Source organism: Sulfuricaulis limicola (genome assembly GCF_002355735.1).
Lineage (GTDB): Bacteria > Pseudomonadota > Gammaproteobacteria > Acidiferrobacterales > Sulfurifustaceae > Sulfuricaulis > Sulfuricaulis limicola.
Map to the genome: position 1 here is coordinate 1,885,203 of NZ_AP014879.1, position 14,474 is coordinate 1,899,676.

General features: G+C 62.5%; 6 protein-coding genes. 5 read left to right on the forward strand and 1 reads right to left on the reverse strand.

Annotation, left to right across the window (positions count from 1 at the left end; translation table 11 throughout):
- Nucleotides 1-202: 202 nt before the first annotated feature.
- The 5 genes from SCL_RS09040 to SCL_RS09060 all read left to right on the forward strand — a co-directional run bounded on the left by SCL_RS09040 (nt 203) and on the right by SCL_RS09060 (nt 13,903).
- On the forward strand, nt 203-8,974 hold the full coding sequence (locus SCL_RS09040) for a GH36-type glycosyl hydrolase domain-containing protein (RefSeq protein ID WP_420823626.1): 8,772 nt from the start codon (nt 203-205) through the stop codon (nt 8,972-8,974).
- A 166-nt stretch (nt 8,975-9,140) separates the two neighbouring features.
- Complete coding sequence (locus SCL_RS09045) at nt 9,141-9,920, forward strand: Crp/Fnr family transcriptional regulator (RefSeq protein ID WP_096360918.1); 780 nt, start codon at nt 9,141-9,143, stop codon at nt 9,918-9,920.
- A 277-nt stretch (nt 9,921-10,197) separates the two neighbouring features.
- Complete coding sequence (locus tag SCL_RS09050; RefSeq protein WP_096361919.1) at nt 10,198-12,315, forward strand: PAS domain-containing hybrid sensor histidine kinase/response regulator; 2,118 nt, start codon at nt 10,198-10,200, stop codon at nt 12,313-12,315.
- On the forward strand, nt 12,315-13,130 hold the full coding sequence (locus SCL_RS09055; protein WP_096360919.1) for a response regulator: 816 nt from the start codon (nt 12,315-12,317) through the stop codon (nt 13,128-13,130). The genes SCL_RS09050 and SCL_RS09055 overlap by 1 nt, the downstream gene beginning before the upstream one ends.
- A 29-nt stretch (nt 13,131-13,159) precedes the next feature.
- Nucleotides 13,160-13,903, forward strand: a complete 744-nt coding sequence (locus SCL_RS09060; protein ID WP_096360920.1) for a Crp/Fnr family transcriptional regulator — start codon at nt 13,160-13,162, stop codon at nt 13,901-13,903.
- Nucleotides 13,904-13,925: 22 nt separating this feature from the next.
- On the opposite strand, the gene SCL_RS09065 is transcribed toward SCL_RS09060, so the two are convergent.
- A complete protein-coding gene (locus SCL_RS09065; protein ID WP_148665058.1) occupies nt 13,926-14,417 on the reverse strand; it encodes a hypothetical protein in 492 nt (163 codons plus the stop codon).
- Nucleotides 14,418-14,474 lie beyond the last annotated feature (57 nt).

Below are 14,474 nucleotides of genomic sequence, written 5' to 3' on the forward strand. Positions count from 1 at the left end.
TGCGCTCCAGGATCAAAATCCTGGCACGGACCTGGTCTCCGCGAATATTGCGCATTATTTCCGCCAGTCACCGGCATTATCCAGTACAAGCCCGGGCTTCAGGCACCACTCTGAGAAATTTGTAAGCGCTTCTGCCTGACATCAAGCGGCGGTTCTTGCGCTCAAGAACGCCCATGTCGCCAACTTTCTGGAGACTTCCATCTTGACGGCGAATAGCAAGTCTGTCTCCAGGAACTGGCTCTACTTAAGAGCTTCCTTCCGCAAAAATCACCTGGCGTCCCATTACGCCGGCGACGAACCTCCGCTGCGATCGGAGTTGTTCAGCAGCGACCAGATGGACCAGCATGGCAAGGCCCTGGCAGGTTCGCACAAACTGGGCCTGGGACGCGCCCCGGACCGGCTCCTGACGCGGTTGGCGGAGAATGAAAACGTCCTGATCGGCGCCTGTCATGTGCTCACGGCGGCGGTCACGGCGAACCACCGGATTACGCCGGCCGGGGAATGGCTGCTCGATAACTTCTACCTGGTCGAAGAACAGATTCGCACGGCCAAGCGGCACCTGCCGAAGGGTTACAGCCGGGAACTCCCGCGTCTGGCGCACGGCCCTTCGGCCGGGCTCCCGCGCGTGTATGACATCGCGCTGGAGACGATCGCGCACGGCGATGGACGGGTGGATCCGGAAAACCTGCGCCGTTTCGTCGCGTCCTACCAGTCAGTCACCGCCCTCAAGCTGGGCGAATTGTGGGCCATCCCCATCATGCTGCGCCTGGCCTTGATCGAGAATCTCCGGCGCGTTGCCGCCCGCAGCGCCGCCGGCCGGATCGACCGGAACCTGGCCGGTTCCTGGGCCGACCAGATGCTGGCGATGGCCGACCAGGATCCGAAGAGCCTGGTTCTGGTGATCGCGGACATGGCGCGGTCGAACCCGCCGATGTCGACCCCGTTCGTTTCGGAATTTGCGCGCCGGCTGCAGGGACAGAGCCCGGCCCTGGCATTGCCGCTGACCTGGATTGAACAGCTGCTGTCCGAGTCCGGCCTGACGATCGAGCAGTTGGTGCAATCGGGAAACCAGCAACAGGCTGCCGACCAGGTCTCCATCAGCAACAGCATCAGCAGCCTGCGGTTTCTGGGCACGATGGACTGGCGCGACTTCGTCGAGACACTGAGTGACGCCGATCAAAAACTGCGGGAGGATCCCGCGGCCATCTACGGCAGGATGGATTTTGCCACCCGTGATCGCTACCGCCACGTCGTGGAAAAGATCGCCAGGCAGAGTCGCCTGCCCGAAGCCGAGGTGGCGGAGCGGGCCATCCGGCTGGCGCGCGATGGCGCGGCCCGCCGGGGCGGCGATGATCGCACCGCGCATGTGGGTTTCTATCTGGTCGACAAGGGATTGCGCGAACTCGAACACGCGGCGCAGGCGCGCCTTTCCGCCGTCGAGGCGTTCACCCGGGCGGCCGGCCGGTTTCCGTTGTTCCTGTATCTGGGCGCGATCATGCTGATCACGCTGATTCTCACCCGGGATCTATTGATGCAGGCGCAGGCCGGCGGCGGGCCGGATTGGCTGCTGGCGTTGCTGGCGGTGCTGGTGCTGCTGTCCACCAGCCAGCTGGCGGTGGCACTGGTGAACTGGACGGCGACGTTGCTGGCATCGCCGCATCCACTGCCGCGCATGGATTTTTCCCGGGGGATCCCGCCGGAATCGCGCACACTGGTCGTGGTTCCGGCGATGCTCGGCGGCGAGCAGAACATCGAGGAGCTGGTCGAGGCGCTGGAAGTCCGGTTCCTGGCCAATCGGGACGAGCATCTGCGCTTCGGCCTGTTGACCGATTTTCCGGATGCGCGCGAGGAAACGCTGCCGAAGGACGAAATTCTGTTGCGACTGGCGGCAACGCGGATCGGGGAACTGAATGAAAAGTATCGCGGTGCCAACGGCGACGCGTTCTTTCTGTTTCACCGTCCGCGCCGCTGGAACCCGCGCGACCGGATCTGGATGGGCTACGAGCGCAAGCGCGGGAAACTGGCGGATTTGAATGCGCTGCTGCGCGGTGGCGTCACCGACCGTTTTTCGTTCATCGCCGGCAACACCGGCGTTCTGGCGAACGTGAAATATGTCATTACCCTCGACACGGACACGCATCTCCCGCGCGATTCGGCGCGGCAGTTCGTGGGGACCCTGGCGCACCCGCTGAATCGCGCGCGCTACGACGAAGACAGGCAACGTGTCGTCGAGGGCTACGGCATCCTGCAACCGCGCATGGGCGTCAGCCTGCCCGGTACGCGGCGTTCGCGCTATGCCCGCCTGTACGGGGACGAGCCGGGCATCGACCCCTACACGCGCGCCGTCTCCGACGTCTACCAGGACCTGTTCGGTGAAGGCTCGTTCATTGGCAAGGGGATCTACGACGTCGATGCGTTCGAGCAGTCGCTCAAGGACCGCTTTCCCGAGAACCGCATCCTCAGCCACGATCTTCTCGAAGGCTGTTACGCGCGCGCCGGGCTGGTGAGCGACGTGTTGTTGTACGAGGAATACCCGTCGCGCTACAGCGCGGACGTGAATCGCCGGCACCGCTGGATCCGCGGCGATTGGCAGCTTGCCGGCTGGCTGCTGCCGCGCGTTCCCGGCCCCGGTGCGCGCCGGCAGAAGAACCCGTTGTCATGGCTGTCGCAATGGAAGCTGTTCGACAACCTGCGGCGCAGTCTCGTGCCGGCGGCGTTGACGCTGCTGTTGCTGCTGGGCTGGACCGACCTGGCATCGGCCTGCTTCTGGACCCTGGCGGTGATCGGAATCATCCTCATCCCGTCCCTGATGGCCGCCACGCTGGAATGTTTTCAGAAGCCGGTCGACGTGCTGCTGGGTCAGCATCTCGCCGCCGTTATGCGCGACGTCGGCAGGCGTCTCGCCCAGGCGGGCTTTACGCTCGCCTGCCTCCCCCATGAAGCCGTCTTCAGCCTGGATGCGATTGTGCGCACGGTTGGACGGATGCTGTTCACACGCAAGCGGCTTCTCGAATGGAATCCCTCGAGCGATGCGGATCGCAACAGCCACGCGAACCTCGCCGCCTCGTTCCGGTCGATGTGGGCCGCCCCGGCGATCGCCCTTGGCGCGACGCTGATCCTGGTGCTGTCGAGCCCGGCCGCGCTGGTCGTGGCGGGACCGATACTGATCTTGTGGCTGGTCTCGCCCGCCATCGCCTGGTGGATCAGCCGGCCGCGCGCCCACCGCGAAGCCAGGCTGACGGCCGACCAGACTTTTTTCCTGCGCAAGCTGGCGCGCAAGACCTGGGGATTCTTCGAGGCCTTCGTCGGCCCGGAAGATCATTGGCTGCCGCCGGATAACTACCAGGAGTATCGCGGCCCCGTGGTGGCGCACCGCACCTCACCGACCAACATGGGGCTGGCGCTGCTCGCCAATCTGTCCGCGTACGACTTCGGTTACATTCCCGCCGGACAACTCATCGAGCGCACGACAAGCACGCTGCACACGATGCAGTCCCTGGAATGTTACCGCGGCCACTTCTACAACTGGTACGACACGCTGTCACTGAAACCGCTTCACCCCGCCTACGTTTCGACGGTGGACAGCGGGAACCTCGCGGGTCATCTGCTGACCTTGCGCCCGGGTCTGTTGTCACTGCCCGATCGCCCGATCCTCGAGGCGCACTGGCTTGACGGGCTGCGCGACACGCTGGGGGTCCTGGTGGAGGCTGTGGGAGGCGATACGCCGGCGGTACTCGTCTCATTTCAGAAAGACCTGGAATCCGCCTGCGATTACCGGCCAGGCACGCTCGCGGCGACGCGTCTCGCCCTTGACCGGCTGACAACACGCGCGACGGAGTATGCCGGCAACTTCGACGCCGGTTCCGTGACCGACGCGAGCGGGTGGGCGCGAATGCTGGCGCGGCAATGTCAGAGCATGCTCGATGAACTGACGTTTCTCGCCCCGTGGACGTTGCTGCCGGCGGCGCCGGACGGACTTGATGAAATTTCCGGCCTCGGCGAAATACCCACGCTGCGCGAAGTGGCCGGACTCGCCGGAACACTGCCAGCGGCCATCGCGCAACGTCCGGGCGACGCGCTGACACCCGAACAACGCGGATGGCTGAATGAATCGCAGCCGCTCATTCTCGAAGCCAGCCGCCGCGCCCGGGAACGGATCGCGGCGGTCGAACGTCTGGCGTCGCAGTCCGCGGAACTCGCGCACATGGAGTACGACTTCCTGTACGACAAGGCATCGCGTCTGCTGGCGATCGGCTACAACGTGGATCAGCGGCGGCGCGACGCGAGCTACTACGATCTACTGGCCTCCGAGGCAAGATTGATCAAATTTGTCGCGATCGCCCAGGGGCAGGTGCCGCAGGAGAGCTGGTTTGCCCTCGGGCGCCTGCTCACGTCCGCCGGTGGCGAGCCGATTCTCCTGTCGTGGAGCGGATCGATGTTCGAGTACCTCATGCCGCTCCTGGTCATGCCCACCTACGAGAACACCCTGCTCGATCAGACCTGTCAGGCGGCGGTGCAGCGACAGATCGAGTACGGGGGGTTGCGCGGCGTGCCGTGGGGCATGTCGGAATCCGGCTACAACACGGTCGACGTTCATCTCAACTACCAGTACCGTGCATTCGGCGTGCCCGGCCTGGGGCTCAAGCGCGGACTGGCGGAGGATCTGGTCGTGGCCCCCTATGCCTCGGCGCTGGCATTGATGGTGGCGCCGGAAGCGGCGTGTCTGAACCTGCAACGGCTGGCCCATGCGGGACTGCTCGGAAAATTCGGTTTCTATGAGGCCATCGATTACACCCCATCACGGCAACGACGCGGTGAGCCGAGCACGGTGGTCCGCTCCTTCATGACCCATCACCAGGGGATGAGCCTGCTGTCCCTGGCCTATCTGCTGCTTGACCGTCCGATGCAGAAACGCTTTGTGTCGGACCCGTTGTTGCAGGCGACCCTGTTGTTGCTCCAGGAGCGGATTCCCAGGGACACGGCGTTCTTTCCGCACACGGCCCAGCTGTCTGACATTCGTCCCACTTCCGGCGCCCCGGAGACACCGATTCGCGTTTTCGCCAGCCCCGACACACCGACACCGCAGGTACAGTTGCTTTCGAACGGCAGATATCACGTGATGGTCACGAACGCGGGAGGCGGCTACAGTCAGTGGAAGAATCTCGCCGTGACCCGCTGGCGCGAAGACGCCACCCGCGATAACTGGGGCATCTTCTGTTACCTGCGCGATGCAGCGAGCGGCGAATTCTGGTCTACCGCGTACCAACCGACGCTCAAACGACCGGACAGATACGCCGCCATTTTATCGGAAGGACGAGTGGAATTTCGTCGTCGCGACCACGACATCGATACCCACACCGAGATCGTGGTTTCGCCGGAAGACGATATCGAGCTGCGCCGGGTCCATATCACCAACCGATCCCGAAAGCGCAGAACGATTGACGTGACGAGTTACGTGGAAGTAGTCCTCGCGCCCGCGGCCGCGGAAGCGCTGCATCCGGCGTTCAGCAATCTCTTTGTTCAGACCGAGATCCTCGAATCGCGACGGACGATCCTGTGCACGCGCCGGCCGCGCTCGCGCGAGGAAGCGACGCCATGGATGTTTCATCTGATGGCCGTGCACGGAGCGGACAGTGGAGATATCTCCTGCGAAACGGACCGCTTGCAGTTCATCGGACGCGGCAATACGGTCGCCGATCCCCAGGCCATGAATGGCACGGACGCGCTTTCGGGTACCCAGGGTTCGGTGCTCGATCCGATTGCCGCCATCCGCCATCGCATCACGCTCGATCCGGACGAAGCGGCAACGATCGATATCGTTTCCGGCATCGGCGAAACCCGCGACGCCGCCCTGGGCCTGATCGACAAATACCAGGATCAACGCATCGCGGATCGCGTCCTGGAGCTGGCATGGACCCACGCCCAGGTGGTGCTGCGGCAGATCAATGCCACCGAGGCCGACGCGCAGCTCTATGGGCAACTTGCCAGCTCCATCATCTACGCGAACTCCTCGTTGCGCGCCGACGCCGCCGTCATCGCCAAAAACCGCCGCGGCCAATCCGGCCTGTGGGGTTATGCCATTTCCGGTGACTTGCCGATCGTGCTGCTGCAGATCGGCAACCCGGCCCATATCGATCTGGTGCGCCAACTGGTCCAGGCCCACGCGTACTGGCGCCTGAAGGGACTGGCCGTCGACCTGATGATCTGGAATGAAGACCGCGGCGGTTATCGGCAGCTGCTCCAGGAACAGATCATGGGGCTGATCGCCGCGGGTGTCGAAGCCCACGTGATCGACCGGCAAGGCGGCATCTTCGTGCGGCCGGCGGAACAGATATCGCACGAAGACCGCATACTGCTGCAATCGGTGGCACGCGCCATCATCACCGACGGCGGTGGAACGCTGATGGACCAGATCAATCGTCGCGGGCCGGCGGAAGTGCGCATTCCGCGCCTCACGCCGACCCGCCCCCGGCGCGCCGAACTCCCGGCCGCCACCGGCTTGCCGCGCCGCGATCTGATCCTCTTCAATGGGCTGGGAGGATTCACCCGTGACGGGCACGAATACGTCATCGTGACCGCGCCGGGCCAGGTGACGCCGGCACCGTGGGTAAACGTGCTGGCGAATCCGCACTTTGGCAGCGTCATCTCGGAGAACGGCCTGGCCTATACCTGGAGCGAGAACGCCCACGAGTTCCGCCTCACGCCCTGGTACAACGACCCGGTGAGCGATGCCAGCGGAGAAACGTTTTACCTGCGCGACGAAGACAGCGGCCATTTCTGGTCGCCCACGCCGTTGCCCCGTCGGGGAGCCGGTTATTACGTCAGCCGGCACGGCTTCGGCTACAGCGTCTTCGAGCACGTGGAGGGCGGCATTCGCTCGGAACTCACGGTTTACGTGGACGTGGACGCCGCGATCAAGTTCTCGGTGCTGAAAGTGCGCAACGAGTCGGGCCAGCCGCGCAGGCTCTCCGCCACCGGTTACGTGGAGTGGGTGCTGGGTGACTTGCGGCCGAAATCGGCCATGCACGTGACCACCGATATCGACCCGCGCAGCGGCGCACTGTTTGCGCGCAACCCGTACAACACGGAATTCACCGGCCTGGTGGCGTTCTTCGATGTGGACGAGACAACCCGGAGCGTCAGCGGCGACCGCGCTGAATTCATCGGGCGCAACGGCACGCTCGGGAATCCGGCGGCGATGGCGCGTGCGCGCCTTTCCGGCAAGGTGGGGGCGGCCCTCGATCCGTGCGCCGCCATCCAGGTCGGCTTCGAGCTGGCCGACGGGCAAGAGCGCGAGATCATCTTCCGGCTCGGCCTGGCAGGAAGACGCGGGACGGATGATGCCAGCAAGCTGGTGCATCGCTTCCGCGGATCAACCGCCGCGCGCGGCGCGCTCGCCGCGGTGCACCAGTACTGGAATCGCACGCTCGGCGCGGTGCAGGTGGAAACGCCCGACCCGGCGCTCAACGTGCTGACCAACGGCTGGCTGGTGTACCAGACGCTGGCATGTCGTCTGTGGGCGCGCAGCGGCTACTATCAATCGGGGGGCGCCTTCGGCTTTCGCGATCAATTGCAGGATACGATGGCGCTGGTGCACACGGAGCCGCAGCGGTTGCGCGCGCAACTGCTGCTGTGCGCCAGCCGGCAGTTCCTGGAGGGCGACGTCCAGCATTGGTGGCACCCGCCGGCGGGCCGTGGCGTACGTACACATTGTTCGGATGATTACCTGTGGCTGCCCCTGGCGACGTGCCGCTATGTGCTGACCACCGGCGACACCGGGGTGCTGAGTGAATCCGTTCACTTCCTCGAAGGCCGCCCGGTCAATCCCGAGGATGACTCTTATTATGATCTTCCCGGCCGGTCCGGCGAGACGGCCAGCCTGTACCAGCACTGTGTGCGCGCCATTCAGCGGGGACTCCAGTTTGGCGGGCATGGCCTGCCGCTCATGGGCACCGGTGACTGGAACGACGGCATGAATCTGGTGGGCCATCGCGGCCAAGGCGAAAGCGTCTGGCTGGGATTCTTCCTGCACAGCGTGCTCACCCAGTTCACGGCGGTGGCGCGCCTGCAGGATGATCCGGACTTCGCCGAACATTGCGAAGCGGCGGCGCTGCAGCTACGCCGGAATATCGGACAGCATGGCTGGGATGGCGCGTGGTACCGCCGCGCCTACTTCGACGACGGCACGCCGCTGGGATCGGCCGCCAACCCCGAGTGCCAGGTTGATTCGATTTCGCAGAGCTGGTCGGTGTTGTCCGGGGCGGGCGATGCCGGGCGCGCGCGCCTGGCCATGGAGGCGGTGGATCAGCGCCTGGTGCGCCGCGATTCAGCGCTGATTCAGCTTCTGGACCCGCCATTCGACAAATCGGCGTTGAATCCCGGCTATATAAAAGGATACGTCCCGGGCGTGCGCGAGAATGGCGGGCAATACACGCATGCGGCCATCTGGGCGGCCATGGCGTTCGCGGCCCTGGGCGACAACCGGCGCGCGTGGGAATTGCTGGCCATGATCAACCCGGTGAATCATGCCAGCTCGCCCGCGGGGGTGGCAACCTACAAGGTCGAACCGTATGTCATCGCGGCCGATGTCTATGCGGTGACGCCCCACACCGGCCGCGGGGGCTGGACCTGGTACACCGGCTCGGCCGGATGGATGTACCGGCTGATCGTGGAATCGCTCCTCGGCTTGAGACTGGAAGTGGACAAATTGTATTTCGCGCCATGCCTCCCGGCGGAATGGAAGGACTTCACACTGCACTACCGGTATCGGGAGACGATCTACCATATCATCGTCTCGCAAACGCGCGCCGATGAGGATGCAAAGATCAGCGAGACACGTTTAACGGTGGACGGCGTCGAACGCCACGACAAGGCCATTCCGCTGGTTGACGATCGCCAGGATCACGCGGTCGAAGTGAAAATATTGGCACTGTCCCCGGCTCACGAACGGCCAAGGATGGAAACGCTGGCATGACGTCAAGCACCGCTGCGTCGTTTCGCCGCTCGCCGGAATGCATGCCTCGGCCTGGCAAGAACACGGCGGCATACTTTCGCTGTAGAAAAAATTGACCCAAATCAATGTCACGCCTGTGAATCAGGTGGATATTTAATATTCGCCCGATTCCTCCCGGAGGCGGTGCATGGAATGCGCGCCCAGCCCCATTCGAAACCATCTTCTCGCCGCCCTGCCCGCGGCTGAGTACGCACGCATCCTTCCCCATCTGGAATTGCTTGCCATGCCGCTGGGCAAGGTTCTTTATGAAGCCCGCGGCGGGATATCGCACGCCTATTTTCCGACGACCGCCGTCGTATCCCTGGACTATGTGATGCAGAACGGCGCGGAGTCCGAAATCACGGAAGTGGGCAACGAGGGCGTGGTCGGCATTTCACTTTTCATGGACGGGCAGGCCCCGCCCGGCATGGCCATTGTGCATATCGGCGGTTATGGCTACCGGCTGAAGGCACGGATGCTGATGGAGGAATTCAATCGCGACGGGGCGATGCAGCATTTGTTGCTGCTCTACACCCAGGCGCGGATTACACAGGTATCCCAAACCGCGGTATGTAATCGCCACCATACGGTGGAACAGCAACTGTGCCGCTGGCTGTTGCAGACCCTCGATCGCCTGCCCTCGGGTGAGCTGACCATGACGCACGAACTGATTGCCGGCATGCTCGGCGTGCGGCGTGAAGGCATTACCGAGGCCGCCGGACATTTGCAGCACGCCGGCTGCATTCGCTACCGTCGCGGCCACATCACCGTGCTTGGCCGGTCGGGTATCGAGTCACGCGCTTGCGAATGCTATGCGGTGGTCAAAAACGAATTCACCCGTTTGCTTGCCCGTGCGCAAAGCCATCAGACCCTTCCCTCGGCCGGTCATGACCAACCTTCGCCCCGGTTTCATCTGGCTAAAACCTGAAAAGCGGAGGGTATCGGTTTTATAGTATTGACAGCCGGTCACAATTCCTCATTTTCGACCGGTATCACGACTATGTGCGATAACGCACAGAGAACGACGGGCCTGATCCCTATAGTGCGAAACTTGATCAGGATTCATCAACAAACTCGTCACCCACGGCACCTGCAGGCAGAAACATGCGTTCTTTCATGCAGATGAACGTATAGGCAGGTGAGGTGCCACCCACACCTTCGGCCACGCGATCCGCCAGACTAATTCGCGCATTCACAGAATGGCCATGCCCTTGACTGTCCACGATTCCGCCGTTCGCAAGCCCGCCACAGGCGCGACGGAGGGTCTCACCGAGTTCCAGCGCCAGGAGGCCTTGCTTAAAACCGGGGCCTTGCAGAACGCGATCCTCCACAGCGCCAATTTCTCGATTATTGCCACCGACGAGAAAGGCATCATTCAATTGTTCAATATCGGCGCCGAGCGCATGCTGGGCTATCGGGCCGCCGAGGTCGTGAACAAAATCAGCCCCAGCGACATTCATGATCCGCAGGAAGTGCTGGCGCGCGCGCAGGCACTGAGCCTCGAACTCGCCACCCCCATTACGCCGGGCTTCGAGGCCCTGGCCTTCAAGGCCTCGCGCGGGATCGAGGACAGCTATGAATTGACCTACATCCGCAAGGACGGCAGCCGTTTTCCGGTCATCGTGTCGATCACGGCGTTGCGCGGTGACCATGATGCTATCATCGGCTACCTGCTGATCGGCGCCGATAATACCGCGCGTCAGCGGGAGAAAGAGGCGCTGCACGAGAGCGAGGAGCGCTATCGCACGCTCTTCGAATCAATCGACGAAGGCTTTTGCCTCATCGAAATGATTTTCGACGAGCACAAAAATCCGGTCGATTACCGGTTTCTGGAAGTAAATCCTTCTTTAGAGACGCTGACCGGACTGCGTGTGACAGCGGGGGACCGGATGCTGGAATTGTCTCCGAATCATGAAGCACATTGGTTCGAAACTTATGGCAAAGTCGCCATGACGGGCGAACCGATTCGCTTTGTAAACGAGGCGAAAAACCTGGGTGGCCGCTGGTTCGATGTCTATGCCTTCCGGGTCGGCGGGAGGGACAGCCGCAAAGTTGCCGTGCTTTTCACCAACATCACCGAACGCAAGCGCCTGGATCAGGTACTGCGGGACCAGAACGCCGAGTTGGAGAGAGCCAGGTTCGTGGCGGAAAAAGCCAACAGCGCCAAATCGGATTTCCTTTCCAGCATGAGCCATGAGCTGCGCTCCCCGCTCAACGCCATTCTCGGTTTTGCCCAGCTCATGGAGTCGGGTTCGCCGCAGCCAACATCCGCCCAACAAGCCAGCATCGGCCAGATTCTCCAGGCGGGATGGTATCTGCTGGACCTGATTAACGAAGTCCTCGATCTCGCGTTGATCGAGTCCGGCAAGCTTTCAATATCGCAGGAACCCGTGTCACTGGTTGACGTCATGCTCGAATGCCAAGCCATGATTGAACCACAGGCGCAAAAAAGCGGCATCCACATGAGCTTTCCCCGGTTCGAAGCCCCTTACTTCGTTAAAGCCGATCGGACCCGGGTCAAGCAGGTGCTCATCAACCTGCTTTCCAACGCGATCAAATACAACCGCGCGCAGGGTACGGTCGAAGTGACGTGCCTCCTGAAAACCGCGCAACGCCTGCGCATCAGCGTGCGGGATAGCGGCGAAGGATTGTCTCCGGATAAACTCGCGCAATTGTTCCAGCCATTCAATCGCCTCGGGCAGGAGGCCAATACCGAGGAAGGCACCGGCATCGGCCTGGTGGTGAGCAAACAGCTGGTGGAATTGATGGGGGGTGAAATCGGCGTGGAAAGCACCGTCGGGGTGGGCAGTATCTTCTGGATCGAACTGAACGTGGCGGCAGAACCGCAACCTGGCACCGGTTCCGACGAACTGTTCGCGCCGATTCAGGCGCAGTCGGCGCGTGGCGCGGCGTTGCGTACCCTGCTGTATGTGGAAGACAACCATGCAAACATGCAGCTGGTCGAGCAACTCATCGCGCGTCGTCCCGATATGCGCCTGCTGATGGCGGGGGATGGCTCGCACGGCATCGCCCTGGCGCGCACCCATCAGCCGGAGGTAATCCTGATGGACATCAATCTGCCCGGCATCAACGGCTTTCAGGCGCTGAAAATCCTGCGTGACGACCCGGCCACGGCGCATATCCCGGTGCTGGCCATCAGCGCCAACGCCATGCCACGCGATATCCAGAGAGGCCTGGAGGCGGGATTCCTCGGTTATCTCACCAAGCCGATCCGGATCAAGGAGTTCATGGAGGCGCTGGACAGGGCGCTGGAATTTTCGGAAACAGAATTGGACGGGGTAATTAACCCGGGGAGCCTGTGATGATCAGCGTCGACGATTTTCTTAACGCCAGCATCCTGATCGTGGACGACCAGGAAGCCAATGTGCAGCTGCTGGAGCAAATGCTGCGCGGGGACGGCTACCGGTGCGTCACGTCGACGAAGGACCCGCATTCCGTCTGCGCGCTGCATCGCAAGAACCGCTACGACCTGATTTTGCTCGACCTGCAGATGCCTGGCGTGGATGGCTTCCAGGTGATGGAAGGCCTCAAGGCCAATGATGCGGACGGCTACATTCCGGTTATCGTGATCACCGCGCAGCCGGGTCACAAGCTGCGCGCGTTGCAGGCCGGCGCCAGGGACTTCATCAGCAAGCCGTTCGATCTGGTCGAAGTCAAAACGCGCATCCACAACATGCTGGAAGTAAGGCTGTTGTACAAAAAACTCGAGGATTACAACAAGGTGCTGGAACAGACGGTGCAGGAACGGACCGCCGAACTGCGCGAAAGCGAAGCACGCTATCGCAGCCTGACCGAACTGGCCTCCGACTGGTACTGGGAACAGGACGAAGACGGGAACTTCATCAAGGTTTCCGGACCGGTCCTGGAGATGCTCGGAATCCGGGTCGGCGACCTGTCGGGGGATCCGGGCGGCATTCAGGCGACCGGCTGGAATGAGAAGGAACGGGAAACGCTCAAGATGAAGATTGCCGCGCGGCAGCCATTCCTGGATTTCACCTTCAGCCGCGTCAATCCCGATGGCTCGCAACAGAAGTTCCGGGTCAGCGGGGAGCCGATGTTCAACCAGTCCTGCCGCTTCATCGGTTATCGCGGGATCGGCGTGGAACTCACGGCATAAAACAAAACCCGGGGTTTCCATCACTTTTCATGTCATCGTCCCGTCGTCCGAATCCAAACCATCTTCTCGCCGCCCTGCCCGCGGCGGAATTCGAGCGCCTGGCTGCCCACCTGGAACTGGTCCCGCTGCCGCTCGGTGAACTTCTCTACGAACCCGGCATAAAGTTGCAGCACGCCTATTTCCCCACCACCGCCATCGTGTCGCTGCGCTATGTCATGGAGTCCGGCGCATCGGCCGAAACCGCGGGAGTGGGCAATGAAGGCGTGGTCGGCATTTCCCTGTTCATGGGAGGAGATACCATGCCCAGCTCGGCCGTGGTGCAGGTCGCGGGCCACGCCTACCGGCTGGAGGGCCGCCTGCTGCAGCAGGAGTTCGGCTGCACCAGCCTGTTGCGGCGTTTGTTGCTGCGCTACACCCAGGCGCTGATTACGCAGATGACCCAGACCGCGGCCTGCAATCGGCACCACTCGATAGAGCAGCAACTGTGCCGCTGGCTGTTGTTGACTCTCGATCGATTACCCTCGAATGAGCTGATCATTACGCATGAGATGGTCGCCAGCATACTCGGCGTGCGCCGGGAAGGCATTACCGAGGCCGCCGGGAAATTGCAGCGCGCCGGGTTTATTCGCTACCGCCGTGGTCACATCACCGTGCTTGAGCGGTCGGGGCTGGAGACCCATGCGTGTGAGTGCTACACCGTAGTCAGGAAGGAATTGAGCCGCCTGCTGTCCGATGTGCGATTCCACCAGGACAATACTGCTGCCGTCCACTAGCCCGCCCCGGCGCTGGCGGGACTCAAGGCGCCGAGATGCTGTTACGAAAGGCTGACTCGCCTGAACCCTGGAGCGGACCGAGGGGATTCTTGCTTTCCTCGAGCATGTAAATGGCAGGCTGGCCGCCGGCGAGCGTGTAGATGACGACGTTATCCCTGACCAGGATGACGCCACTGAAACTCCAGCCGGTAACCTCGACCTTGCGTTTGAAATTCAGGAAATCCGACCAGAAATTCCCATAGCGCTTGCGTACGCTGGACTGCTGCACGATCTCATAGCCGTTGCAGGCCCCCTTGGCCAGGATGCACTCCCTTACCCCCGGAGCCAGATCTTCTGCGCTGACAGAGGGGCTCGGGATGAAACGCCGTATCACATCGGAATAGTTCAGGATGGTGATATTCGGATTGGAGGCCGGATCCAGCCTGAGTGTCTTGAGGTCCTCGAGCGTGGTCTGGTAGGGAACGATCTTGCCGAAGGCTTGCTGCGCTTCATGGTAATTCTGCCAGGGACCCACGGTGCTGGTATGCGCGCGCGGAAGCAAGGATGCGCAAGCGGTCAGGATGAGCGGCAA